The sequence below is a fragment of the Streptomyces sp. RKAG290 genome, from assembly GCF_023701695.1.
GTDB lineage: Bacteria > Actinomycetota > Actinomycetes > Streptomycetales > Streptomycetaceae > Streptomyces.
In genome coordinates, this window is record NZ_JAJOZC010000001.1 from 1,866,694 (window position 1) to 1,891,944 (window position 25,251).

At 70.2% G+C, this 25,251-nt stretch carries 24 protein-coding genes; 8 read left to right on the forward strand and 16 right to left on the reverse strand.

Annotation, left to right across the window (positions count from 1 at the left end; all coding sequences use genetic code 11):
- Positions 1-44 precede the first annotated feature (44 nt).
- The gene (gene pyk, locus LNW71_RS07750) at positions 45-1,475 is read left to right on the forward strand and encodes a pyruvate kinase (RefSeq protein ID WP_250967552.1); all 1,431 of its coding nucleotides are present in this window, start codon (positions 45-47) and stop codon (positions 1,473-1,475) included.
- Positions 1,476-1,565: 90 nt separating this feature from the next.
- On the opposite strand, the gene LNW71_RS07755 is transcribed toward pyk, so the two are convergent.
- The 4 genes from LNW71_RS07755 to LNW71_RS07770 all read right to left on the reverse strand — a co-directional run bounded on the left by LNW71_RS07755 (position 1,566) and on the right by LNW71_RS07770 (position 5,737).
- Positions 1,566-2,849 carry a hypothetical protein gene (locus tag LNW71_RS07755; protein ID WP_250967553.1) on the reverse strand — a complete coding sequence of 428 codons (1,284 nt, stop codon included), beginning with the start codon at positions 2,847-2,849 and terminating at the stop codon, positions 1,566-1,568.
- Complete coding sequence (locus tag LNW71_RS07760) at positions 2,839-3,426, reverse strand: DUF6114 domain-containing protein (protein WP_250967554.1); 588 nt, start codon at positions 3,424-3,426, stop codon at positions 2,839-2,841. Before LNW71_RS07760 ends, LNW71_RS07755 begins: the two co-directional genes overlap by 11 nt.
- Before the next feature lie 98 nt (positions 3,427-3,524).
- A complete protein-coding gene (locus LNW71_RS07765; protein WP_250967555.1) occupies positions 3,525-4,157 on the reverse strand; it encodes a DUF6230 family protein in 633 nt (210 codons plus the stop codon).
- 599 nt (positions 4,158-4,756) lie between these two features.
- Positions 4,757-5,737 (reverse strand): tetratricopeptide repeat protein, encoded by a 981-nt coding sequence (locus LNW71_RS07770; protein ID WP_250967556.1) that lies wholly within the window; start codon positions 5,735-5,737, stop codon positions 4,757-4,759.
- A gap of 319 nt (positions 5,738-6,056) precedes the next feature.
- Between LNW71_RS07770 and LNW71_RS07775 the strand changes: the two genes are divergently transcribed.
- On the forward strand, positions 6,057-6,686 hold the full coding sequence (locus LNW71_RS07775) for a TetR/AcrR family transcriptional regulator (protein WP_250967557.1): 630 nt from the start codon (positions 6,057-6,059) through the stop codon (positions 6,684-6,686).
- Between the two features lie 9 nt (positions 6,687-6,695).
- On the opposite strand, the gene LNW71_RS07780 is transcribed toward LNW71_RS07775, so the two are convergent.
- The 6 genes from LNW71_RS07780 to LNW71_RS07805 all read right to left on the reverse strand — a co-directional run bounded on the left by LNW71_RS07780 (position 6,696) and on the right by LNW71_RS07805 (position 11,380).
- Complete coding sequence (locus LNW71_RS07780) at positions 6,696-7,772, reverse strand: alpha/beta fold hydrolase (protein WP_250967558.1); 1,077 nt, start codon at positions 7,770-7,772, stop codon at positions 6,696-6,698.
- Between the two features lie 82 nt (positions 7,773-7,854).
- Positions 7,855-9,555, reverse strand: coding sequence for a methylmalonyl-CoA mutase family protein (locus LNW71_RS07785; protein WP_250967559.1), 1,701 nt, complete (start codon positions 9,553-9,555; stop codon positions 7,855-7,857).
- Positions 9,556-9,671: 116 nt separating this feature from the next.
- Complete coding sequence (locus LNW71_RS07790) at positions 9,672-10,004, reverse strand: DUF3817 domain-containing protein (protein WP_250967560.1); 333 nt, start codon at positions 10,002-10,004, stop codon at positions 9,672-9,674.
- Between the two features lie 64 nt (positions 10,005-10,068).
- On the reverse strand, positions 10,069-10,578 hold the full coding sequence (locus LNW71_RS07795) for a MarR family transcriptional regulator (protein WP_250967561.1): 510 nt from the start codon (positions 10,576-10,578) through the stop codon (positions 10,069-10,071).
- 161 nt (positions 10,579-10,739) lie between these two features.
- Positions 10,740-11,033, reverse strand: coding sequence for an MTH1187 family thiamine-binding protein (locus LNW71_RS07800; RefSeq protein ID WP_250967562.1), 294 nt, complete (start codon positions 11,031-11,033; stop codon positions 10,740-10,742).
- A complete protein-coding gene (locus LNW71_RS07805; RefSeq protein WP_250967563.1) occupies positions 11,030-11,380 on the reverse strand; it encodes a DUF3817 domain-containing protein in 351 nt (116 codons plus the stop codon). Before LNW71_RS07805 ends, LNW71_RS07800 begins: the two co-directional genes overlap by 4 nt.
- A gap of 179 nt (positions 11,381-11,559) precedes the next feature.
- Here LNW71_RS07805 and LNW71_RS07810 point away from each other — a divergent pair, with 179 nt between their 5' ends.
- From LNW71_RS07810 to LNW71_RS07825, 4 genes are all read left to right on the forward strand, one after another.
- Positions 11,560-12,192, forward strand: a complete 633-nt coding sequence (locus LNW71_RS07810; protein ID WP_250971930.1) for an AIM24 family protein — start codon at positions 11,560-11,562, stop codon at positions 12,190-12,192.
- Positions 12,192-12,842 carry an AIM24 family protein gene (locus tag LNW71_RS07815; RefSeq protein ID WP_250967564.1) on the forward strand — a complete coding sequence of 217 codons (651 nt, stop codon included), beginning with the start codon at positions 12,192-12,194 and terminating at the stop codon, positions 12,840-12,842. Before LNW71_RS07810 ends, LNW71_RS07815 begins: the two co-directional genes overlap by 1 nt.
- A complete protein-coding gene (locus tag LNW71_RS07820; protein WP_250967565.1) occupies positions 12,839-13,603 on the forward strand; it encodes an AIM24 family protein in 765 nt (254 codons plus the stop codon). The genes LNW71_RS07815 and LNW71_RS07820 overlap by 4 nt, the downstream gene beginning before the upstream one ends.
- A 114-nt stretch (positions 13,604-13,717) precedes the next feature.
- Positions 13,718-14,188 carry a MarR family transcriptional regulator gene (locus tag LNW71_RS07825; protein WP_250967566.1) on the forward strand — a complete coding sequence of 157 codons (471 nt, stop codon included), beginning with the start codon at positions 13,718-13,720 and terminating at the stop codon, positions 14,186-14,188.
- 133 nt (positions 14,189-14,321) lie between these two features.
- On the opposite strand, the gene LNW71_RS07830 is transcribed toward LNW71_RS07825, so the two are convergent.
- Together LNW71_RS07830 and LNW71_RS07835 are read right to left on the reverse strand one after the other, a co-directional pair.
- A complete protein-coding gene (locus tag LNW71_RS07830; protein WP_250967567.1) occupies positions 14,322-15,773 on the reverse strand; it encodes a HAMP domain-containing sensor histidine kinase in 1,452 nt (483 codons plus the stop codon).
- Positions 15,770-16,429, reverse strand: a complete 660-nt coding sequence (locus LNW71_RS07835) for a response regulator transcription factor (protein WP_250967568.1) — start codon at positions 16,427-16,429, stop codon at positions 15,770-15,772. Before LNW71_RS07835 ends, LNW71_RS07830 begins: the two co-directional genes overlap by 4 nt.
- A 118-nt stretch (positions 16,430-16,547) precedes the next feature.
- On the opposite strand from LNW71_RS07835, the gene LNW71_RS07840 reads away from it, so the two are divergent.
- Positions 16,548-17,198, forward strand: a complete 651-nt coding sequence (locus tag LNW71_RS07840; protein WP_250967569.1) for a PepSY domain-containing protein — start codon at positions 16,548-16,550, stop codon at positions 17,196-17,198.
- A 20-nt stretch (positions 17,199-17,218) separates the two neighbouring features.
- Here the strand turns inward: LNW71_RS07840 and LNW71_RS07845 are convergent, their stop codons facing one another.
- The 4 genes from LNW71_RS07845 to LNW71_RS07860 all read right to left on the reverse strand — a co-directional run bounded on the left by LNW71_RS07845 (position 17,219) and on the right by LNW71_RS07860 (position 24,595).
- Entirely contained in the window at positions 17,219-19,513 is a 2,295-nt protein-coding gene (locus LNW71_RS07845) for a protein kinase (RefSeq protein WP_250967570.1), read from the reverse strand.
- A 28-nt stretch (positions 19,514-19,541) separates the two neighbouring features.
- Positions 19,542-22,022: a protein kinase gene (locus LNW71_RS07850; RefSeq protein ID WP_250967571.1), complete on the reverse strand. Its 2,481-nt coding sequence runs from the start codon at positions 22,020-22,022 to the stop codon at positions 19,542-19,544.
- A 369-nt stretch (positions 22,023-22,391) separates the two neighbouring features.
- Entirely contained in the window at positions 22,392-23,351 is a 960-nt protein-coding gene (meaB, locus tag LNW71_RS07855) for a methylmalonyl Co-A mutase-associated GTPase MeaB (RefSeq protein ID WP_250967572.1), read from the reverse strand.
- Positions 23,352-23,392: 41 nt separating this feature from the next.
- Positions 23,393-24,595, reverse strand: coding sequence for an acetyl-CoA C-acetyltransferase (locus tag LNW71_RS07860; protein ID WP_250967573.1), 1,203 nt, complete (start codon positions 24,593-24,595; stop codon positions 23,393-23,395).
- A 134-nt stretch (positions 24,596-24,729) separates the two neighbouring features.
- Here LNW71_RS07860 and mce point away from each other — a divergent pair, with 134 nt between their 5' ends.
- Entirely contained in the window at positions 24,730-25,158 is a 429-nt protein-coding gene (mce, locus tag LNW71_RS07865) for a methylmalonyl-CoA epimerase (RefSeq protein ID WP_123461701.1), read from the forward strand.
- Positions 25,159-25,251 lie beyond the last annotated feature (93 nt).

Sequence of the window (25,251 nt, forward strand, 5' to 3'; positions counted from 1 at the left end):
AGACGGAATATTCCGCAGCGAAACAAACCGATAGGATCCGCCTCATGCGCCGTTCCAAAATCGTCTGCACCCTCGGTCCCGCCGTCGACTCCCATGAGCAGCTCGTCGCTCTGATCGAGGCCGGCATGAGCGTGGCCCGATTCAACTTCAGCCACGGCACCCACGCGGAGCACCAGGGTCGTTACGACCGGGTCCGCAAGGCCGCCGCCGAGACCGGCCGGGCGGTCGGCGTACTCGCCGACCTCCAGGGCCCGAAGATCCGCCTCGCGAAGTTCGCCGAGGGCCCTGTCGAACTGGTCCGCGGGGACGAGTTCGTGATCACCTCCGAGGACGTCCCAGGGGACAAGTCGATCTGCGGCACGACCTACAAGGGCCTGCCCGGCGACGTCGCCAAGGGCGACCCGATCCTGATCAACGACGGCAACGTCGAGCTCAAGGTCGTCTCCGTCGACGGCCCCCGGGTCCACACCATCGTCATCGAGGGCGGGGTGATCTCCGACCACAAGGGGATCAACCTCCCGGGCGCGGCGGTCAACGTCCCGGCCCTGTCCGAGAAGGACATCGACGACCTCCGCTTCGCCCTGAAGATGGGCTGCGACCTGGTCGCGCTCTCCTTCGTGCGGGACGCCGGTGACGTCAAGGACGTCCACAAGGTGATGGACGAGGAGGGCCGCCGGGTCCCCGTCATCGCCAAGGTCGAGAAGCCGCAGGCCGTCGAGAACATGGAGGGCGTCGTCGCGGCGTTCGACGGTGTGATGGTCGCCCGTGGTGACCTCGCCGTCGAGTACCCGCTGGAGAAGGTCCCGATGGTGCAGAAGCGCCTGGTGGAGCTCTGCCGCCGGAACGCCAAGCCGGTGATCGTGGCGACCCAGATGATGGAGTCGATGATCACCAACTCCCGTCCGACCCGCGCCGAGGCGTCCGACGTCGCCAACGCGATCCTGGACGGCGCGGACGCGGTCATGCTCTCCGCGGAGTCCTCCGTGGGCGCGTACCCGATCGAGACGGTCAAGACGATGTCGAAGATCGTCGTCGCCGCCGAGGAGGAGCTGCTCTCCAAGGGCCTCCAGCCGCTGGTCCCGGGCAAGAAGCCCCGCACCCAGGGTGGTTCGGTGGCCCGCGCGGCCTGCGAGATCGCGGACTTCCTGAACGGTGAGGCGCTGGTCGCCTTCACCAAGTCCGGCGACACCGCCCGCCGGCTGTCCCGCTACCGCGCGGCCCAGCCCATCCTGGCCTTCACCACGGACGAGGCCACCCGCAGCCAGCTGGCCCTCAGCTGGGGCGTCGAGGCCCACGTGGTCCCGCACGTGGACAACACCGACGCGATGGTGGAGCTGGTCGACGCGGAGCTGCTGAAGCTCGGCCGCTACAACAAGGGCGACGTCATGGTCATCACGGCCGGCTCGCCTCCCGGCGTCCCGGGCACGACCAACATGGTGCGCGTGCACCACGTCGGCGGCGAGGGGCGCGACTGACCCCGGCCCGCACATGACTGTGGCCCGCACCCCCGTTGTCTGGGGGTGCGGGCCACAGTCATGTGCGGCTCCCGAACGGGTCCGGTTGCGTCAGCTGTCGCCCTCGGTGAAGTAGTTGTTCAGTCCGGGCACCTTGAGCGTCCCGCCGAACTGGCCTGCCTGCGTCACCTTCACGTTGGTGAAGAAGGCGAACGGCACGTTGATCGGCGGCGGGGTCTGGGGGCTGAACGTGATCGGGATGAGGCCGAAGAGGTTGCCCTTCAGCTCCTCCGTGTACATCGTCACCGTGCCGTTGCGGATGGTGGACGTGGAGCCCTTGTCCGACGTCACGTGACCGGTGCGGCCCAGCGGGCCGACCGTCTTCTGGTGGAGGTCCTTGATGTCGACGGACGAAGCGGTGAACTTCAGCACCTTCTTCGTGGTGCCGTCGCCCTTCTCCACCTCGACGATGCCCTTGTAGTCGAGTCCGCTCAGGGTGAGCAGCGAACTCTCCAGGATCCACGGGTCGTTCGGGAGGCGGGGGATGCCCTGCTCCAGATCGGCCGCGGCCAGCGCCTTCGGGTCGGCGGTCGGGCACGGGAAGGAGGGCTTGGCGCCGTCCGGGATGTCCTCGTCCTTCTTCGGGTCGAGTCCCTTGACGTCCTTGCTGAGCTCCTCGACCGGCTTGCCGGCCTTCTTCGCCGCGTCACGGATGGCGTCGGTGGTCTTGTCGACCGTGTCCTTCGCGGCGTCCGTGGCCTTCTTGACGGGCTTGTCTGCCGTCTTGTCGGTCGCCTCGGCCGAGGCCGAGGGCTTCGGGGACGCGGTGGTGGCGCTCGGGGACGGGCTGGCCGTCTCCTTGTCCGGTCCGTCGAAGAGGTCCTTGAGGGCGTCGCCGACTCCCAGCGGGTCGAGCGGGTTCTTCGACTTGGTGGGTTCGGGCGTCGCACTCGGCGTCGCGGCCGGGGCGTCGGTGCTCTTCTTGGCCGGGTCGGCCGCGGAGTCACCGGTGGAGGTGGAGGACGCCGACGGCTTCGGGGTGGCCCCGTCGCTCTTGTCCGGCGTGGCCTTGTCGCTCGCGGTGGCGGACGGGGACGGCGTCTTCGTCGCCGACGCAGACGGCTCCGCCGACTCGCCCGGCTCGTCGGAGCGGGTCACGCAGGGGCCGGCCGCGAAGGGGATGTCCGTGCTGTCGTCGGCCATCGCCAGCTTGGGGGTGAGCCCCATGCCCACGAAGACCGCGGTCGGCATCGCCGCGAGTGCGAACGCCTTCTTGCCCGCGGGCATGTGCAGCTTCGTCAGCAGCGACTTGCGGGGGGCCGCGTGACGCGGCCCTCTTCGCTCCTCAAGTCCGCCCTCGCCCAGGGCGTCCACCTGATTGTCGTCACCCCGCACGATGCCTCCCGCCGTCGACCTCAACTGTCGTGTCGTACTTCGCCGGCTGCTGCGGAACGGCCCCGTACAGGGCGCCCCCGGGGTGTGCGGCGGTCTGCTCGTCCGGGGCGTACGCCTGGCCCAGCAGGACCTCTTCTTCGGCGGGAGCTTCCTCGGCGGGCGCGGACCCGTCCGCGTTCGGCGGGGCAGGCGCCCACGAGATGGAGAGCGCTCCGCCGATCAGCGAGAACAAGAAGCCGATCAGAAAGCCGCCGATGTTGGCGACGGGGATCGATATCAGCGCGAGCAGGATCGCCGCGACGCCCGCGAACACCTTGACTATGTGGTGGAACCACATGGTCAGACCGAGCGTGATGAGCAGGATTCCGATGATGAGGGATCCCGCGCCGGCGGTGGTGGACATCGCCAGCGTCATGTTGCCGAGGTGCATGTTCGCGTACGGGAAGTACGCGATGGGTACACCGCCGAGAATGGTGAACAGACCCGCCCAGAACGGCCGGTTACCCCGCCAGGTGCGGAAGCGTCGCCGGAAGACGCGGAGGTTGTGCTCGTTCTGCCCTGTGGATTCGGGGCTCATGGAAAACAGCTCCCTGGAACCGGTACTGCTGTGAGAAGAAGTGAAGGGTGGGCGGCCAGAGGCGCGTCGCGCATGCCCCCGGCCACCCGGGCGAGTGCTTAGTAGCACTCCTTGACGCCCTTGTGGAGCGACAGCTTCAGGTCAGGAAGCTTGAACGTTCCCGCTGTGGTCGCCCACGCCTGCTGCTTGACCTTCGACAGCTTGGCGACCTCGGCCCGCTGCGAGAACCCGTAGGGGTTGGCCTGGGTTCCGGGCTGGATGCCCGGGTTCTTCAGCGCACCGGCGGCGACGCCGATGTCGATGTTCGTGAACTCGGCGTCCGCGCCCAGCGAAGAGACATCGAGGTACAGGTCCTTGGCGTAGACCTTGTCCTTGCCGGTGCCCGCGTGGAGCTCCAGCGTCACACTGCCGAGACCGAACGGCAGGTCAGGGGTGACCACCGACTGGCACATGTTGGTGATCGTGGCCTCGCTGAACCCGGACACGGCGACCGGAGCGGCCATGTCCTTGCCCTTGAGGTCCTTGCCCGTCGCCACACTGCCGTACTGGACGAAGTCCTGGCCGACCAGCTCATCCGCGCTGACCTTGAACTCCTGGCCGGACACGCTGAACGATGCGGCGAGCGCGCCCTGTGCAAGGCCGACACCCACCGCGGCGGTGGCTATGACGCTCGGCACCATGACGACAGCGAAACGCTTCCATCTCGTGCCACCGCGAACCTGGGAACTCATACTTTTCCTCCTTCTCGGACGTACATCTCCGGCCTGGCATCCTGCCCGACCTGGGATGGGAGAAGTGCTACGTCCTCGGAAAGGAGAGCGCCCGCAAACGGAGGCGTGAACCGCGACCGAATCACCGGCGATCACCCCCGAGCGACAACCACTGGCCACGCGTTCGCGCAACCTCTTCGGACAGGCCCTGCAGGTGAGCAGGAACCCCCCTGTCCGGAGTCGGCGCCACTGCCGCCGACCCACCCGGTGGGGACCCAACGGAGCCGCCGCACCGACTGGCAGCCGGACTGGCGTTATTGGACCGAGCGTGGCCGATCGTGGTCCATTCGCGGCCGTGACACAAGGGGGTTCGTTACTCGCTGGTAACGGCCCGATAACCCACCCACGACGGGGTGGTACCGACCGGCCACACAGGGTTGCGCCGGGCCCACAGACGAACTGCAGCATTGACGCCCGAAGTCGGACAGATCCTGCGGCGCGATTTACTCGGAGTAACAGCCCGCGCTTTTATCAAGATTTGGTAAAGCGTGGGTAAGTCTTATCGTCCGGTCGCGAAAACGGCCGCGACTCCGGGTGGGAGCCGCGGCCGTGTTGTCAGATCAGAACAAGACGCGCGCGAGGGCGGTGCGTGCGGCGCCGACGCGTGGATCGTCGGGGCCGATCACCTCGAAGAGCTCCAGCAACCGCACCCGGACGTGGTCCCGGTCGTCGCCGAATGTCCGCCGGACCGTCTCGACGAGACGCCCGAACGCGTCCTCGACATGACCGCCCACCAGATCCAGGTCGGCCGCGGCGAGCTGGGCCGGCACATCGGCCGGATTCTCGGCGGCGTCCTTACGGACCTGCTGCGGGTCCGTCTTCTGGACCCGGGCCAGGAGTTCCGCCTGGGCGAGACCGAGCTTGGCCTCGCTGTTGGCCGGCTCGTCGGACAGCACGTTCTTGTACGCCTGGACGGCGCCGGCGAAGTCATTGGCGTCCAGCGCCTGCGCGGCCGCCTCCAGGAGGGCGTCGTACGGGCCTGCGGGCACCGCTGCGGGCTCCTGCGCGGCCGCGTCCGCAGCCGCGGCCTCCTGGTCGACCACGATGCCGGTGAGCCCGAACCGCTCCTCGCCGACCTGGATCAGCTGGTCCAGGGTCTCGCGGATCTGGGATTCGGGGGCCGCGCCCTGGAAGAGCGGGAGCGCCTGACCGGCGACCACGGCGAAGACCGCCGGAATCCCCTGGATCCCGAACTGCTGCATCAGCATCTGGTTGGCGTCGACGTCGACCTTGGCCAGCACGAAGCGGCCGTTGTACGCGTGGGCCAGTCGCTCCAGGAGCGGGCCCAGCTGCTTGCAGGGCTCGCACCACTCGGCCCAGAAGTCGATGACGACCGGGACTTCGGCGGAGCGCTGGAGGACGTCGCTCTCGAAGCCCGCCTCATCGACGTCGAACACGAGGGAGGAAGGGGGTACGGCGGCGGGACCACCCTGCCGGGCGGTCTCGGCACGGGCCTGCTCCGCCTTCACCTTGGCCTCACCGGCCGCCTTCACCGCGGCGAGGTCGACGACGCCGCTCATGGACATGTTCCTAGGCTGCATACGTACATCCTCCCCCCTTGGCACACCGATCCGGAAAGCGATACGTGAACCGCACCCGTCCGCGACCCCCGCCGGTGTGCGAGGTGTACGGACAGACGCGGCCCGAGGGCCCCTGAAAGACCCGGTTCGGCACCCGGTCCCCACCCGGTGCCTGTGGCTGTCGATCGTTCGTGGCGCGTGCGACGGCCGAGCCGTCGGTTCTTACGCTACGACCCGTAGCGTAACTGGCGCGTACCCCTGGTGCGCAAGAGTGTCCGGTGATCTGTCTCACGGCGAACGGGACCGGCCGGTTCTATCTACTGGCGGGTATGGTCACGGGATGCTGAGCCACAGCCACCCCAAACCCTCACGAACGGGACGTCCGCGCAATGCCGCGGCCGACGAGGCGATCCTTGAGGCGACCAGAGCCTCGCTGGTCGATCTCGGCTGGTCGAAGCTGACGATGGGTGATGTGGCGACGCGTGCCGGGGTGGCCAAGACGACGCTGTACCGGCGCTGGGCGGGCAAGAACGAGCTCGTCGTGGATGCCGTCGCGGTTCTCTTCGACGAGCTGGAGCTGCCGGACCTGGGCAGCCTGTCCGCCGATGTGCAGGCGGTGGTACTCCAGTTCGCGGCACTGCTGGAGCGGCCGGAGACCCAGACCGCGCTGATGGCGGTGGTCGCCGAGTCGACACGCGACGAGGCGCTGCGGACGCGGATCCGCGACTCGATCGTGAACCGGCAGAAGCGGCTGGTGCTCCAGGGGCGTCAGCGGGCGCAGGAGCGCGGCGAGCTGCCCGTCGAACGGGACGAGGCCACCGCCGCCCTGACGGCCGATCTGATCTTCGACGTGATCGCCGGCGCGGTGGTGCACCGGGCACTGGTGAGCGCCGAGCCCGTCGATGCCGACTGGGCCCGGCGCTTCACGCTGCTGCTCCTCGCGGGACTGGGCGCGGCCGCGGCGGGATAGCGGTCCGCGCTACCGCTGCCAGGCACAACTGCCCAGCGTGGCACTGCCCGCCGCGACCAGCCGGTCCGCCCGCTCCGGCGCCATCAGGCTCGTGCGGTCGCGGTGGCAGACGACGGTGCGGTCGCCCTGCCCGGCCAGGTCCACCAGGATCTGGTCCCAGTGGCGGTACTGGACGTCATGGCCGGAGTCGGCGTATGTGCGCACCACCGGAGTGACCGGCAGCGCCTTGCGCCAGGTGGAGAGGGTGGCCGGCGGGACGGTGGTGTCCTTGTCGCCGCCGTACAGGTAGACGGGCGCCTTCAGCTTCGACAGGTCGGGCCCCGGGCGTTCGCAGTAGAGCCGCTGCTCGTGCACCTGCGGGGCCGGGTCGGACTTCTGGCCGCGCTGGTTGTACGTGCGGGCGCCTTCCTCGTACGCGGTGTCGGCGAAGCCCGGGATGGACTTGACGGCGCTGTCGTCGGGGAACGCCCACCAGGAGCGCGGGTCGGCGATCGAGTCCTTGACCGCGTCGGCGAGCGCGTCGTCGCTCAGGCCGCAGTAGGCGGCCTTCTCACCGTACGGCGGGAGGGCGGCGGCCAGATGGAGGGCCTTGATGCGGCCGGGGGCGCGGGCGGCGAGCTCGGCGGCGTACGGTCCGCCGCCGGAGATCGCGATCACCGAGACCTTGTTGACGCCGATCCGGTCCAGGACTTCGAGGGCGTCCTTCGCGAAGTCGGCCTTGCCCAGGGACGGGTCGTACTCGGTGTCCCCGAAGCCGTTGCGTTCCACGGATATCAGCCGGAGGCCGAACGACTCCCGGGTGGAGCGGAAGAAGTCGGTCATGTGCGCGGCCCGCGCGCTGGTGCCGGTGCCGCCGATGAAGAGGACCGGCGTACCGCCCCGGCGCCCCTCGTCGATGTAGTGCGCGGTCCGGCCGGTGGAGAGCTCCGCCGCCTTCACGTCCGGCCCGAGCGAGTCGAAGGTGTCCTGCACCCTCGGTTTCGGCGCCGGTGCGGCGCTGACCGCCGTGGAACCGCTGACCAGCAGCGTTCCGAGCACGGCGAGCGCGGCGCCCGCGGCCGCGGCGATTCTCCCGGACAGTCTCAAGTTGTTCCTCCAGGGGGTACGGGTATCGCGGCTGCGCCTACCCGAGCCCCTGGAGGTGACACCTGTAACTGCCAACTACCTGTCAGAAGCCGGGCGGCTCCGTGTAGGTGCCCCACTCCTCGCGCAGCACCCCGCAGATCTCGCCCAGGGTCGCCTCGGCGCGTACGGCGTCGAGCATCGGGGCGATCATGTTGGAGCCGTCCCGGGCGGCGGCCAGCATCGCGTCCAGCGCCGCGCCCACCCGGGCGTCGTCGCGGCCGTCCTTGCGGCCGGCGAGCTCCTGGACCTGGTCGCGCTCGACCTCGTGGCTGACCCGCAGGATCTCCAGGTCGCCGGTGACCGAGCCGTGGTGGACGTTGACGCCGACGACCCGCTTGTCGCCCTTCTCCAGCGACTGCTGGTAGCGGAAGGCCGATTCGGCGATCTCGCCGGTGAACCAGCCGTCCTCGATGCCGCGCAGGATGCCGGAGGTCATCGGCCCGATGGGGTGCTGCCCGTCCGGGTGGGCCCGGGTACCGCGCTCCCTGATCTGCTCGAAGATCTTCTCGGCGTCCGCCTCGATCCGGTCGGTGAGCTGCTCCACGTACCAGGAACCGCCCAGCGGGTCGGCCACGTTGGCGACGCCGGTCTCCTCCATCAGCACCTGCTGGGTGCGCAGCGCGATCTCGGCGGCCTGCTCGGAGGGGAGCGCGAGGGTCTCGTCGAGGGCGTTGGTGTGCAGGGAGTTGGTGCCGCCGAGGACGGCGGAGAGCGCCTCGACCGCGGTCCGTACGACGTTGTTGTACGGCTGCTGGGCGGTGAGCGAGACGCCGGCGGTCTGGGTGTGGAAGCGGAGCCACTGCGCCTTGTCCGTCTTCGCGCCGTACGTCTCCTTCATCCAGCGGGCCCAGATCCGGCGGGCGGCGCGGAACTTGGCGATCTCCTCGAAGAAGTCGAGGTGCGCGTCGAAGAAGAAGGACAGGCCGGGTGCGAAGGTGTCGACCTCCAGCCCGCGGGAGAGGCCGAGCTCCACGTAGCCGAAGCCGTCCGCGAGCGTGTACGCCAGCTCCTGCGCGGCCGTGGCTCCGGCCTCGCGGATGTGGTACCCGGAGACGGAGAGCGGCTTGTAGGCGGGGATGTCGCGGGCGCAGTGCTCCATCAGGTCGCCGATGAGACGCAGATGGGGCTCGGGCTGGAAGAGCCACTCCTTCTGCGCGATGTACTCCTTGAAGATGTCCGTCTGGAGCGTGCCGTTGAGCACGGCCGGGTCGACGCCCTGGCGCTCGGCGGCGACGAGGTACATGCAGAAGACGGGCACGGCGGGGCCGCTGATCGTCATCGACGTCGTGACGTCACCGAGCGGGATGTCCTTGAAGAGGACCTCCATGTCGGCGGCGGAGTCGATGGCCACACCGCAGTGGCCGACCTCGCCCAGCGCGCGGGGGTCGTCGGAGTCGCGGCCCATCAGGGTCGGCATGTCGAAGGCGACACTGAGTCCGCCGCCACCGGCGGCCAGGATCATCTTGTAGCGCTCGTTGGTCTGCTCGGCGTTGCCGAAGCCGGCGAACTGGCGGATCGTCCAGGTGCGGCCGCGGTAGCCGGTCGGGTAGAGCCCGCGGGTGAAGGGGTACTCGCCGGGCCAGCCGATCCGCTCGAACCCCTCGTACGCGTCCCCGGGCCGGGGGCCGTACGCGGGCTCGACCGGGTCCCCGGAGAGCGTGGTGAAGTCCGCGTCACGCTTGCGGGCCTTGTCGTAACGGGCCTGCCAGCGTTGGCGGCCTTCCTCGATCGCGTCAGCGTCCATGGTACGAATTTACTAGGACGTCCTAGTAAATGTCGATGGCAAACCGCCCGGCGCTTCGCACGGGGCGGTTCGGGAGGCGTACGGGAGGTGCGCCAGGGATGTTCGTGAGGTGCGGCTCAGGCCTTCGCGGGCACCGGGGCGGCGTCCGTGAGCAGCGGCTCGACCTCGCGGACGACCTTGCGCTCGACGAAGAACGCGGCCGTCGGGATCGTGCCGGCGATCAGCACCCAGAGCAGCTTGCCCATCGGCCACTTCGCCTTGGAACCGAGGTCGAAGGCGAAGATCAGGTAGATGATGTAGAGCACGCCGTGGATCTGCGAGACGACGAGCGTCAGGCTCTCACCGGTTTCGAAGCCGTATTTGAAGATCATGCAGGTGCAGAGCACCAGCAACATGACGGCGGTGACGTAAGCCATCACCCGGTACCGGGTCAGCACGCTGCGTTTCATGCCGTCGAGCCTAACCGGACACCCTGGGCGATCTTGCAGCGGGATGGGCCCGCAGGCCCGCCTCTCAGATCTCCTCGAAGTCCTGGGCCGCGATCCGCAGCGGGCGCATCAGCGCGAAGATCTCGCCGCACTCCTCGGCGTCGTACACCCCGAGTCCGAACTCCATCGCGACCAGGTCCCGGGTGGCGGCCTCGACGACCTCACGCCCCTTGTCCGTGATGGAGGCGAGCGTCCCGCGGCCGTCGTTCGGGTTGGGGCGCTTGTCGACCAGGCCGGAGCGCACCAGCCGGTCCACGGTGTTCGTGACGGACGTGGGGTGGACCATCAGCCGCTCACCGATCTTGGACATCGGCAGCTCGCCGGCCTTGGAGAAGGTGAGCAGCACCAGGGCCTCGTACCGCGCGAAGGTCAGTCCGTACGGTTTGACGACCGCGTCGACCTCGGCGAGCAGGATCTGCTGCGCACGCATGATCGAGGTGATCGCCCCCATGGAGGGGACCGGACCCCAGCGCTGCTGCCAGAGCTCGTCGGCGCGCGCGATGGGGTCGAAGGGGAGACTGAGCGGCTTCGGCACGGCATCGACCTTACCCACTGGTCATATGTTGATCCTCCCCGTCTCGAACTTCGGTCCGAACAGGGTGCGCGGGTGCGGGTCCGCGGCGCCGCCGATGCCGCGCCGCAACGACCGGAGCCCCCGGCCGGCGAGGCAGGGGGCTCCGGGTGCGGGGTCCGTGGTCAGTCCGCGAGGTGCCGCTCGACCGTCGCGACCTTGGAGGTCAGGCCGTCGGTGACCCCCGGGCGGATGTCCGCCTTCAGGACGAGGGAGACCCGTCCGGCGCGGGCCTCGACGGCCGCGACGGCACGCTTGACGACGTCCATGACCTCGTCCCACTCCCCTTCGACGGAGGTGAACATGGCGTCCGTGCGGTTGGGCAGACCGGACTCGCGGACGACTCGGACGGCGTCGGCGACGTACTCGCCGACGTCCTCGCCGACACCGAGCGGGCTGACGGAGAAGGCGACGATCATGCGCTGACCGTGCCTTCGCGGCGGGCGCGGGCGGCGATGACGCCGTCGGCCTCGTAGCGCTTCAGCACCTTGTCGCCGTACAGCCCGCCGAACGGCAGCAGCGCAAGCAGGAAGAAGAACGCGACGCGCTTGAGCGGCCACTTCGTCTTGGCCCAGACGTCCAGCAGCAGCACGGCGTAGATCACGAAGAGCACGCCGTGCAGGATGCCGAGCGGCATCATCAGGAAGTCGATGTCCGAGACCCGGCTCAGGATCGATCCGAAGATGATCAGCGCCGGGAAGGAGAGCGCCTCGGGAATCGAGATGAGGCGCAGCCGGTGCAGGGCGGTAGCGGTCTTGATGTCCACGGGGGCACCTTCGGTGGGAGGACGGTGACGGCTTGTGAACGCAGGCACAAGCGCGACCATTGTGGCACCGGACCCGGCCGGACAGTGATGCGGGGGGGCCGTTTCGCGCGCTTCGGGCACTCCTTGTCCCCAATAGTCTTACGGGCACGATTCCCGGCGGCTACCGTCGCACCGTGGCAATGTTCCGACTCCAAGGCAGCAAGACGCTCGCCGTCGACCTGGCCGGCGACGCCGTCAAGGCGAAGAACGGCTCGATGGTCGCCTACGACGGCCGGATGGCGTTCAAGAAGATGACCGGTGGCGGTGAGGGCCTGCGCGGCATGGTCACCCGCCGGCTGACCGGCGAGCAGATGGCCGTGATGGAGGTGACCGGGCAGGGCACCTGCTATTTCGCCGACCGCGCGAGCGAGATCAATCTCGTCTCGCTGCGGGGCGAGAAGCTGTACGTCGAGGCGAGCAATCTGCTGTGCACCGACGCCGGGCTGCGCACCGGCACCACCTTCACCGGGCTGCGCGGCGGCGCGACGGGCAACGGCCTGTTCACCACGACCGTCGAGGGAACCGGCCAGGCGGCGATCATGTCGGACGGTTCGGCCGTGGTGCTGCGGGTCTCCGCCCAGTACCCGCTCTTCGTCGACCCGGGCGCCTACATCGCCCACCAGGGCAACCTCCAGCAGCACTTCCAGTCCGGGGTGAACTTCCGGACGCTGATGGGCGAGGGGTCGGGCGAGTCCTTCCAGATCCGCTTCGAGGGCGAGGGCCTCGTCTACGTCCAGCCCAGCGAGCGGAACACGATCGGGGGCAACGTCTGATGCCGTTCCGTGAGATCAACTCGAAGATGGTCGAGGCGACGGTGCTCCCCGGCCAGAAGATGTTCAGTCAGCGCGGCGCGATGCTGGCCTACCGCGGCGAGGTGTCGTTCACCCCGAACATCCAGGGCGGCCAGGGCGGGGTGATGTCGATGATCGGCCGCCGGATGGCGAACGAGGCGACCCCGCTGATGACGGTCGAGGGAAGCGGCACGGTGATGTTCGGTCACGGCGGTCACCACATCCAGGTGATCAATCTGGCCGGGGACACCCTCTACGTGGAGGCCGACCGGCTGCTCGCCTTCGACGGGGCGCTCCAGCAGGGCACGATGTTCATGGGCTCGCAGGGCGGGGTGATGGGCATGGTGCGCGGCCAGGTGACCGGGCAGGGCCTGTTCACCACGACGCTCAAGGGGCACGGCGCGGTGGCGGTGATGGCGCACGGCGGGGTGATCGAGCTGCCGATCACGCCGGGCCGCGAGGTGCACGTGGACCCGCAGGCGTACGTCGCCCACCACGGCGACGTGCGCAACAAGCTGTCCACCGCGCTCGGCTGGCGCGAGATGGTGGGGCGCGGCTCCGGCGAGGGGTTCCAGCTGGAGCTCAGCGGCAACGGTGCGGTGTACGTCCAGGCCTCGGAGGAGAAGCTGTGAGCACGCCTGTCGTCTTCGACCCGATGACGCTGCCGACGGACGACAACGTCAACGCGTACACCTTCTGCGTGGAGCTCAAGGGGAGCCAGTGGTTCCTGCAGAAGGGCAAGATGATCGCCTACTACGGGCGGATCGAGTTCAACGGCATCGGGCACGGCCGCTTCGAGGGCCTGATCCGTACGAGCTTCCACTCGCCGCTGCACGCGAGCGACTGGGTGGTGGCCGAGGGCAGCGGGAAGATGCTGCTCGCCGACCGGGCCTTCGACGTGAACTCCTACGACCTGGACAACGGGAATCTGACCATCCGGTCCGGCAACCTGCTCGCCTACCAGCCGACGCTGGCGCTGAAGCAGTCGATCGTGCCGGGGTTCCTGACGCTGATCGGCACGGGGAAGTTCGTCGCCGCGTCCAACGGCCCGGTGGTCTTCATGGAGCCCCCGCTGCGGGTCGACCCGCAAGCGCTGGTGGGCTGGGCGGACTGCCCCTCGCCGTGCCACCACTACGACCACGGCTACATGAGGGGCGTGATGGGCGGGCTGCGCGCGTTCACCGGGATCGGGGGCGCCTCGGGCGAGGAGCACCAGTTCGAGTTCGTGGGCGCGGGTACGGTGCTGCTCCAGTCCACCGAGGTCCTGATGGCCGAGCAGCCGACGGGTGCGGTGCCGCAGCAGCCGGGGGTCCCGGGCGGTGGCGGTCAACCCGGGTCCGCCCCCCGTGCGCCCGGCCAGCTGGGGGACCTCCAGCGGCGCTTCGGGTTGTGAACGGTAGTCTGCGGAGTGTGACGTCGAACGTCTGCACCCAGTTCTGTGAGCGCGTGCCGGGCGTCACACCAACTAACTTCGTCCGGATTTCAACTTCTTAGGTAGAATCCATATATGGAGACCGAGACGGCCACCCGCTGGCTGAGCGACGCGGAGCAGTGCGCCTGGCGCACCCACCTGGACGTCAGCAGGCTGCTGATGCACCAGCTGGAGAGGGACCTCCAACCGTTCGGCCTGACCAACAACGACTACGAGATTCTCGTCAACCTCTCGGAGTCGGACGACCAGCGCCTGCGGATGAGTGACCTCGCCAGTGCGACTCTGCAGTCCAAGAGCAGGCTCTCGCACCAGATCACCCGCATGGAGAGCGCGGGCCTGGTCCGCCGGGAGAACTGCGAGTCCGACCGGCGCGGCCTGTACGCGGTCCTCACCGACCAGGGCGCCGAGACGATGCGCAGGGTGGCGCCGCACCATGTCGCATCGGTCCGCAAGCACTTCATGGACCTGCTGCCGCCGGAGGCGCTGGAGCAGCTCCACGCGGCGCTGGCCCCGGTCGCCGGCCATCTGCGCGGGCGACGCGCCTGAGCTCCTGGGGCTCACGTTCGGGTCATGCCGGGCTCGCGTGCCCTGGTGGTCGGGGGCGACGCCGCCCCCGACCACTGTTCCGGCCGTTTCCGGGCCATCTGCCGACACACTCCGAGCCGTCCCGCGGTCCGGCTCAGCGGGCGCCCGGCAGCCACAGCTCGAACCGCGCGCCCTGCCCCACCGTGCCCGCCACGGTCAGCCGGCCCCCGTGCCGGCCGGCCACGTCCCGCGCAATGGCGAGGCCCAGACCGGCCCCGCCCTCGTCCCGGGTGCGGGCGTCGTCGAGGCGCACGAAGCGTTCGAAGATCCGCTCGCGCTCCGTCTCCGGAACGCCGCCGCCGTCGTCGGTGACCGCCACGACCACGCCACGGCCTTCCCCGCGCACCGAGACGGCCACCGAGCTTCGGGCGTGCCGCTCGGCGTTGTCCAGCAGATTCCCGATCACCCGGGCCAGCTGGCCGCGTGAACCGGTCACCTCGAAACCACCTGGCTCCGGCACGGAGACCGCCACCGGGATCCGGTCGCCGGTGCGCTGCGAGACCTCCTCGTGGACCAGCGCCCCCAGGTCCAGGCCGGCCCTTCCCGGCTTCTCCCCCGCGTCCAGCCGGGCCAGCAGCAGCAGATCGGCGGCCAGCGCCTGGAGCCGTACGGTGTCGGCGACCGCGCCCGTCACGTCCAGCAGCTCCGGGTGCGCGGCCCCCACCTCCAGCTGGGTGCGCAGTGAGGCGATCGGGCTGCGCAGTTCGTGCGAGGCGTCCGCGACGAAGCGCCGCTGCCGGTCGACCGAGGCCTCCAGGGCGGTGAGCGTCTCGTTGGTCGTACGGGCCAGCCGGGCGACCTCGTCACGCGAACCGGGCTCCGGCACCCGCCTGCTCAGGTCCTCCGACGCGGTGATGGCCGCCATCTCGCGCCGGATGCCCTCGACCGGGCGGAGCGCCCGCCGGGTCACCAGCCAGGTCACCCCGGCGACGACGAGCAGCACGACGGGCAGCCCGGCCAGCATCGCGCCGCGCACACTCGCGACGGCACGCTGCTCCGCGGCGAGCGGGGCACCCGCGTGGACGGTCAGGGTCAGCCCGGCGGAGTTCGTCGCCTCGACGGACGCGAACCGGTAGTCGGCGCGGTCGCCGTCGACCGTGGCGGAGCCATTGGTGAAGTCCGGTTCGTCGGTGGAGACCTCGCCGCGGCCGGGGTCCCTCACGTCGTCGTCTTCGTCGTCGCGGTCCTCTCCCCCGTGGCGGTCGCCGTCATCCGATGCCGAGGGGAGTGTTGACGGCCGCGGGGTGACGCGGCCCGTGCCCGTCCCGGAGATCGCCTCCAGGTCCTTGGAGACCGCCACCACCCGCCCGTCCTCGTCGGTCACCTGGACCGGGTGGTCCTCCTCGTCGCTCATCTCCAGCTTGTCGTACGGCACGTCGAGGGCCAGTTGTCCTGCGGTCTCCCGGGCCGCCACCTCGGCCTGGAGTCCCGCCTGGTCGGTGAGGTTGGCGCGCAGGACCAGGAGGACCGCGAGCCCGGCGGCGACGAGCGCGAGGGCGACCACCACGGTGGCGCCGAGCGCGGCTCTGGCCCGTACCGATCTCACAGCGCCTCCAGCCGGTAGCCGGCGCCGCGCACCGTACGGATGGCGGCCGCGCCGAGCTTGCGGCGCAGCGCGCTCACGTACACCTCGACGATGTTCGGGTCGCCGTCGTAGGCGAAGTCCCAGACGTGTTCCAGGATCTGCGCCTTGCTCACCACCTGGCCGGCCCGCAGCGCGAGCTGTTCGAGCACCGCGAACTCCTTCGTGGTGAGCACGATCTCGGCCTCACCGAGATGGACGCGGCGCGCCGAGGTGTCCATGCGCAGGGCGCCGACGGTGACCACCGGCGAGGCGGAACCGCTGCGGCGGCGCAGCAGCGCGCGGACCCGGGCGACCAGCACCACGTAACTGAACGGCTTGGTCAGATAGTCGTCGGCCCCGGTGTCGAGCCCCTCCGCCTCGTCGTACTCCCCGTCCTTCGCCGTCAGCATCAGGATGGGCACCTCGTGCCCGGCGGCGCGCAGGGCGGCGCAGACCCGGTAGCCGTTCATCCCGGGCAGCATGATGTCGAGGACGACGAGGTCGTACGCCCCCTCGGAGGCCCGGTGCAGCCCTTCGAGCCCGTCGTGCACGACGTCCACGGCGAATCCTTCGGCGGTGAGCCCCCGGGCCAGGGAGATCGCCAGCCGCTTCTCGTCCTCCACGATCAACAGGCGCATACGCACAGCCTCGCAAACCGAAGCTGAAGAAGGCTTCAGGTGGCTTCAGGCTGCGTTCAGCATCGCCCCGGCAGTGTGGATCCCGTCGCAACCGGAACCCGATCGAGGAGGAACCCTCATGAAGCGAAAGATCGTCATCGCGGCCGTCACCGCAGCCGTACTCGTCGGCGGCACAGCCGCCACGGCAGTCGCCTTCGCGGACGACGACAGCTCCGGCAGCACCGCCACCGCCTCCAGCTCCCCCACCGCCTCCAGCTCCCCCACCACCTCCGGCAACAGCACGGCGAGCAGCACCACCGCCCGCGTCACGGTCGGCGACGCGGTGAAGGCCGCCGCCCGGTCCGTCCCGGGCACGGTGACCGAGGCCGAGCTCGACGACGAGGACGGCGGGCTCGTCTGGGAGCTCGACGTGTACGGCTCCGACAAGGCCTGGCACGACGTGACGGTGGACCCGGGCAACGGCAAGGTGCTCGGCAAGCACGTCGACAACGACGACGACCGCGACCGGCACGCCCCCCGGAAGGCCTCCGTCACGCTCGACGAGGCAGCCGCCGCCGCGCTGCGCTCCACCCCGGGCACGGTCACCTCGATCGAGCTGGACGACCACGACGGCCGGAGCGGCGGCGCGGTGCGCTGGGAGGTCGACGTCCGGGGCAAGGACGGCAAGGAGCACGAGCTGAACGTCGACGCGAAGACGGCCGGGGTCACGGTGGACCGGTCGGACGACGGGCACGGGGACGACGACGGGGATGACGGGGACGACGGCTGAGCGGGCTCTCCGGCCGGGGCTCAGGGGGCATAGGCCGACAGGACCGTACCGTCTTCGAAGCTCAGGATCAGCGCGTCCCCCTGGGCGATGAGCGAGACGGAGGCCGGGTCGAGAGAGTCTCCGGGCTCAGCGGGCCAGCCGTTGAGCGCAGCACCCGTGGGCCTCGGCTCGCCCTCGGTGGCCATGGGGATGGCACCCGGCCCGTACCCCTCCACCACGATGGCGTTGTCTCCGACGATGGAGGGCACACCTGAGGTCTCCAAGCCCTCGCCGCACTCGCAGGTCGCCCAGCGCATTTGTCCGTCGTACAGGCCCAGCGTGAACACCTGTGTCTTGCTGCTCACCACGACCAAGCCGTCCCGCGAAACTGCGGGGCGGTAGGCGATGTTCACGCCGGGGGCGGCAATGCGGCGCTTCTGCGGGTCCGTCACGTTCACGATCGTCAGGCCGTCCGAGCCCGAGCAGAGAAGCTGCTGCCCCTTCAGGACCGGCGTCCGGCAGGTGACGTCACCTGCCGGGATACCGGCCAACCGTGAGCCGTCCGTACTCTTCAGGACGGTGACACCCTCGCCGACCGCAACGAGACGGCCGTCGTCCAGGACCAGTTCGGCTTCGTCAGCCCGCTCCTGCCAAGCTTCGTCCCACGCTTGTAGGTGCTTGCCGGTGAGCTCCTGGGCGATCAGTCGGCCGGCCCCGGTGCCCGTGTGCTTGGTGGCGTAGTAGAGGACGTCGCCGGACTGTACCGAGTCGGCCACCCGGACGCCGTCCGGCAGAGGGGCCCGCCACTTCTCAGCGCCGTCGGACAGGTCACGGGCCACCAGGGCACCGCCCTCGAAGGCGTAGACGGTGGTGCCGACGACGGCTCCCACCGACGGCGAGGCCGCGCCGGCCCGGCCCATCGAGGTACGCCAGCGCTGCTTGCCGGTTGCCGCGTCCAGGACGGTGATGCGCTGCGGGCCGCCGCACACGAGGGACACACCCGCGAGCACGCACTCCACGCGGCCGTCCGCGATCTTGGTGTGCCAGGCCCTCCAGCCCGCCGGCTTGGTGGAGACGTCAGCGGCAGCTGCACCGAAATCACCGGTGCGGCCTGGATCCGCACCGGGTGCAACGACGGCTCCGGACTCCGTCCGCACCGCTTCCGAGGCGGACGCCGTCGGCTTTTTGGCGCCTCCGCCCGCATCGTCGCCGCCACCGTTGTCCGCCGTGAAGAGCCCCGGCAACAGCGTCGAGCCAAGAATCACGCACACCACAGTGGCCGCCGCCAATCCGATCCACCTTCCCTTGCCGCTCTTCCTCCCTACCGGGACGGTCACTGGTACGACGGGTGAAGGACCGAGGCCTTGGCCGCCGAGTACCGGGGCGTGGAAGGGGAGCGGTGGCACGACTGCCGACGGTGCGGCCGCCTCCGCGGATCGAGCGGCGGCAGCGTGGGCGGCAAGCTGCGCCCGTATCGCGTCCGTCCAGGGGAAGGAGGCGCGGGCGGGGGTCACACGTTCCGGCAGCAGCAGATCCGCTAGTTGCAGAGGCGTCGGCCTGGCCGCCGCGTCACCGCGCAGACACTTCTCGATCACCGTCCGCAGCTGCGCCGGTACGCCGGACAGTTCGGCCTCACCCCGGGAGATGCGGAAGATGACGGCCGCCATGTCGGAATCGTCGAACGGACCACGCCCCGTCGCCGCGAACGCCAGCACCGCACCGAGGCAGAACACGTCGGACGCCGGCACGAGCGACCGCGAGCCGTTGACATGCTCGGGTGAGATGTAGCCAGGGCTGCCGACCACCACACCGGTCCTGGTCAGCTGGGTGGCATCGAAGGCCTGCGCGATCCCGAAGTCGATCACCTTGGGCCCATCCGGCCCGAGGAGCACGTTGCCGGGCTTGAGGTCACGGTGCAGGACGCGCACGGCATGCATGTCGGCGAGCGCATGGGAGAGACCTGCGCCCATGGCCCTGACCACCGGCTCAGGCAGAGGTCCGCTACCCGCCAGCGCCTCGGCAAGCGAGGGTCCCGGCACATATTCGGTCGCTAGCCAGGGCAGCCGGCCACCCGGGTCACCGTCCACAAGGCCCGCGGTGTGCGGGCTGCGGACGGCCGCGGCGGCGTCGATCTCACGGCGGAAGCGGACCCGAAAACCGTCGTCGAGGTCCAGATCGGCCCGAACGGTCTTCAGCGCGACCAGCTCGCCGGATGTGCCTGCCGCTCCGGCGGGCCTGGCCAGATATACCTCACCCATCCCGCCCGCGCCCAGCAGGCCTAAGAGCTGGTACGGGCCGATCAGCCGGGCCCGTCCGGCCGGAAGCAGCTCGATCACTGCACGATCCCCCTAGTCCTTTGGCGATTTATCCGGGCAGGGGCACGGAGACCGTAGTGCCGTCGTCGTAGACAACCTGTACGACACCGCCCACCGGCAACACCTCGGGATCGAGCAGTTCGCTCTCCAGGTCGACGCCATCGGTGACGGAGTCGTACGTCGGTGTCCTGCTCGGCCCCGGGGCGCCCGGAAGCCGGGTCCGTATCAGCGGGCCCGGGGTGCCATCGCGGCGGATCGGGACCGTGTACAGCGTCGTGCTGTCTGCCCAGACGACCGTGTCTGCGACGATCATGGGGTCGGAGACCGGGTTGCTCATCCCCGATGCGCGCTTCCCGTCGAGCGGGAACCGCGCCAGCGCCTTGCCGTTGCCCCGTCCCACAATGACGATCTCGTCGGGCACGCTCGGCACGAACTCGTCGCCCCTTCGCAACACAATCACCTGATCGTCGAGCGCCGTCAGCGACGCCCCGCCCACCAGCCCTGAGTCCACCGGCGCCCGCCCCTGTGCCTTGAGATCTCCCGTCGTGAATCGCAACACCGCGACATCGTCGCCGTAGCCGGAGGGGTCGTCGTTCGCAGAGCTCGTCTCGCAGAACGCGAACCCTCCCCGTACCCGAAGGTCCCCACACCCCGAGTTCGTACCCTCGTCACCCCCCTGCACTGCCTCGCCGCCTGCGGTGCCCAGCACCGTTCCGTCCTTTGGCCGGAACGCCATCGGGGCCTCCTCGCCAATCGCGTACAGCACCTTGCCGTCGGTGGCGACCGGCCAGAAATTGCCCTTCTGTGCGTTGGAGATGTCCTCCGACGCCAGTGGCCTCCGCCACTTCTCGGCGCCTGTCCTCAGGTCATATCCGGCGAGCCCCGCGCCCTGAGGTACCGATGTCGTGGCGGCGAAGACCAGACCACCGACGACGACCGGTGCGCTCTCCAAGTTGTGAGCGCCCCCGGACCGGGTCTCCCAGCGGACCTTCCCTGTCCGCGCGTCCAGGGAATGCAGCCGATCGCCCGCCGCGAGCAGCACGGAATCCCCGTACACGGTGGGCCGGGTGGCACCGGCGGGCATGAAGAACTGCCCACGAGGCCCCCAGCCCGCCCCGCGTGGGCCCAGGTTCTGCCCGGTGTCGAAGGTCCACATCCGGTGGCCGTCCGCCGCCGACAGCGCCTCGTACGTACCGTCGGTCAACCGGCAGACCACCACTTGACGCCCCCCGGAACAGCCCAGCGGGTCCGCGGAGAACTTCCCCTTCCACGACTTCGTCCACCCCGACGGCCGGACGTCACGGCCGTAGGGAACGGTGCCCGAAGCGTCCGGCCCGCCCTTCTCACCCACACCCGCCACGATGGTGGGAGCCCCGGGTGAACCCGCCTCGTTTGGGCCGCTCCCGTCGTTGCGCCAGGCCAGGTACCCGCCGGTCGCGGCTCCGAGCAGGACCAGCGCGACGAGGGCCGCGGCCAGAGTGCGCCGCCGGACGCGCCGCCCGGGTTCCGTGATCCCCGGCCCCTGCGTGGGCGCCACGTGCAGTCCCGGCGCGAAGTCCGTCCCCTGCGTAGGAAGTTGATGGGGCCCGCCCCTGCTCCCCGTGGCCGCCTCGGTCGGCGTGTAGCCCGGCAGCAGCGGCCCGTCCAGCGCGACGACCCGGGCCAGCTCCCGCCCGTACTCCGCGATCTGCTCGCCCACCGGCGCGGGCCACCCGGCGGCGGCTCCCGGTTCGAGCCGCCGGGCCAGCTCCGCGGCCGTGGGGCGGGCGGCGGGGTCGGCGGTCAGGCAGGCCTCCAGGACCGCGCGCAGTTCCTCGGGCACGTCCTCCAGGTCGGCCTCGACGTACTTGACCCGGTACAGGACGGCCGCGACCGGGCCGTCCCCGAACGGGTCGCGGCCGGTGGCGGCGAAGCAGAGCACGGAGGCGAGGCAGAAGACGTCGGACGCGGGTACGACGCGTCCGCTGCCCGCCACGTGTTCCGGCGACATGAAGGCGGGGCTGCCGACCATTCGGCCGGTGGTGGTGAGCGGGGTGGCGCCGGCGTCCCGCGCGATCCCGAAGTCGATGAGACGCGGGCCGTCGGCCGCGAGCATCACATTGCCCGGCTTCACGTCACGGTGGACGATCCCCGCCGCGTGGACGGCCGCCAGGGCGTGGGCGAGTCCGGCGCCCAGCAGCCGGACCTCGGCCTCGTCGAGCGCACCGGCTCCGCGGACCGCGGCGGACAGGGTCGGCCCGGCCACGTACGCGGTGGCGAGCCAGGGCACCTCGCTCTCGGCGTCCCCGTCGAGCAGCGGCGCGACGTGGGGGCCGGTGACGGACCTGGCCATGGTGATCTCGCGACGGAAGCGGCTGCGGAAGCCGGCGTCCTGCGCCACGTCGCGGCGGACCGTCTTGACCGCGACGGGATCGGACCCGTCGCCCCGCTCCCCCAGGAAGACCTCCCCCATACCGCCCGCGCCCAGCCGGGCCCGTATCGCGTACGGGCCGATCTGTCTGGGCGAGTCCTCCCGCAGCGGACCCAGCATGTGGCACTTCCCCCCTGGCACGCACGAGCACGTGACCGGCGGCAATCCTGACACGGGCGTCGCGGTGACGGCAGGGCCGCATAGGACGAACGGCGCACTCCCGCACTACACCTGACGTGTTTTCAGCCACGCAGCGGGGGCGAACGCGGAGCGCGAACGGCGCACCTCGGGACCACAGGTGACGTGAACTCGGCCGTGGACAACGGAGGTGCGCCGCAATTTCGGCAGGGGTGGTGCCGGGACCGGCCACCCTCCAGTCCGGTGCGGCCCGCACGCCGCGCCGGACTGGAGGGGGAGGTTCCGTCCGGATCAGGCCGGACCGAGGAAGGGACCGGGGCATGATCCGCACGAGGGGCCCAAGGGGAACGCTCAGGCCTCTCCGGTGAGCCCTGCCACCAGTTCGTCCGCCGCCGTGTACGGGTCGAGCCGGCCGGCCACGATGCGTTCGGCGAGCGCGCCGAGGCGGCGGTCGCCGTGCAGGTCGCCGATGCGTTCGCGGAGCCGGGTGACCGCGATCGTCTCGACCTCGTGGGCGGCACGGGAGGCCCGCCGCTCGGCCAGGACGCCGTGCTCCTCCATCCACGCCCGGTGCTTCTCCAGCGCCTCGACCACCTCGTCGATGCCCTCACCGCGGGCGGCGACCGTCTTCACGATCGGCGGCCGCCAGGCACCGGGCCCCCGGGACTCCCCGAGGCCCAGCATGTGGTTGAGCTCCCGGGCGGTGGCGTCTGCGCCGTCCCGGTCGGCCTTGTTGACGACGTACACGTCGCCGATCTCCAGGATGCCGGCCTTGGCCGCCTGGATGCCGTCACCCATGCCGGGGGCGAGGAGGACGACGGAGGTGTCGGCCTGGGAGGCGATCTCCACCTCCGACTGGCCCACGCCCACGGTCTCCACCAGGATCACGTCGCAGCCCGCCGCGTCCAGCACCCGGATCGCCTGCGGTGCCGACCAGGCGAGGCCGCCCAGGTGCCCGCGGGTGGCCATGGAGCGGATGTAGACGCCCGGGTCGGAGGCGTGGTCCGACATCCGGACCCGGTCCCCGAGGAGCGCGCCGCCGGAGAACGGCGACGACGGGTCGACCGCGAGCACGGCGACCCGCTTGCCCTGCCGCCGGTAAGCGGAGACGAGCGCCGATGTCGATGTCGACTTGCCGACACCCGGGGATCCGGTCAGACCGACGACGTAGGCGTTGCCCGCCAGCGGCGCCAGGGCCGCCATCACCTCGCGCAGCTGCGGCGACGCCCCCTCCACCAGGGAGATGAGCCGGGCCACGGCCCGCGGCCTGCCCTCGCGGGCCTGCTCCACCAGGGTGGGGACGTCCACCATCACCGCTCCGTCTCCTCGTTGCCTGTTCTGCGTACTACGTACTACTTGCCCGGAACGCGGAGGATCAGTGCATCGCCCTGACCGCCGCCGCCGCACAGCGCCGCCGCACCGGTGCCGCCGCCGCGCCGCTTCAGCTCCAGGGCGAGGTGCAGCACCACACGGGCGCCGGACATCCCGATCGGGTGGCCGAGCGCGATGGCGCCGCCGTTGACGTTGACCTTGTCCGAGGTGACGCCGAGGTCCTTCATCGACTGGACGGCGACGGCCGCGAACGCCTCGTTGATCTCGATGAGGTCGAGGTCCTCGACGCCGAGCCCCTCCTTCTTCAGGGCGTGCCGGATGGCGTTGGACGGCTGGGACTGGAGCGAGTTGTCCGGGCCCGCCACGTTGCCGTGGGCGCCGATCTCGGCGATCCAGTCCAGGCCGAGCGCCTGCGCCTTGGCCTTGCTCATGACGACGACCGCGGCGGCGCCGTCGGAGATCTGCGAGGAGGTGCCCGCGGTGATCGTGCCGTCCTTGGCGAAGGCGGGGCGCAGCTTGCCGAGCGACTCCGCGGTCGTCTCGGCGCGGATGCCCTCGTCCTTGGAGAAGAGGACCGGGTCGCCCTTGCGCTGCGGGATCTCGACCGGGGTGATCTCGGCCTCGAAGAGGCCGTTCTTCTGGGCGGCGGCGGCGCGCTGGTGGGACAGGGCGCCGATCTCGTCCTGGGCCGCACGGTCCAGTCCGAGCCGGGTGTTGTGCTTCTCGGTGGACTCGCCCATCGGGATGTTCTCGTAGGCGTCGGTCAGACCGTCGTACGCCATGGAGTCGAGCATCTCGATCGCGCCGTACTTGTGGCCCTCGCGCGACTTGGGGAGGAGGTGCGGGGCGTTCGTCATGGACTCCTGGCCGCCGGCCACGACGATGTCGAACTCACCGGCGCGGATCAGCTGGTCGGCCAGCGCGATGGCGTCGAGTCCGGAGAGGCACACCTTGTTGACGGTGAGCGCGGGGACGTTCAGCGGGATGCCGGCCTTGACCGCGGCCTGCCGTGCCGGGATCTGCCCTGCCCCGGCCTGCAGCACCTGGCCCATGATCACGTACTCGACCTGGTCGCCGCCGATGCCGGCCCGTTCCAGCGCCGCCTTGATGGCGAAGCCGCCGAGATCGGCCCCGGAGAAGCTCTTCAGTGAGCCGAGGAGGCGGCCCATGGGCGTACGGGCGCCCGCGACGATCACGGAAGTGGTACCGGTCGTTCCTGACATGAGGCACAGCCCCTTGGAATAGGAGTGAACGAGGGTTTACCTGAATGTACTGAGCGGTACGGCGCCCGTCATCCGGCAGCGGGTGTGATCGCGCGCACGTTGCGTAACCATCCCCGGAGCGCTGCACTGTTCCCATGCTGACGCGAATCGACCACATCGGGATCGCCTGTTTCGACCTTGACGCCACTGTCGAGTTCTACCGCTCGACCTACGGGTTCGAGGTGTTCCACTCCGAGATCAACGAGGAGCAGGGCGTACGGGAGGCCATGCTCAAGATCAATGAGACGTCGGACGGCGGCGCCTCCTACCTCCAACTGCTGGAACCGACCCGCGAGGACTCCGCCGTGGGCAAATGGCTGGCCAAGAATGGCGAGGGTGTGCACCACATCGCCTTCGGTACGGCGGACGTGGACGCGGACGCCGCGGACATCCGTGAAAAGGGTGTCAGGGTGCTGTACGACGAGCCCAGGACGGGGTCGATGGGGTCCCGGATCACCTTCCTCCACCCCAAGGACTGCCACGGCGTCCTCACCGAACTGGTCACGTCCCGGACGGAGCACTGACCCGAGGGATACCCGGCCCGGTAGAGTGGGCTGTTCCGGGCCGGGGCCGGGTCGGGGCCGCGACGCGTCCTCAGCCGTTGATCTGTCACCATT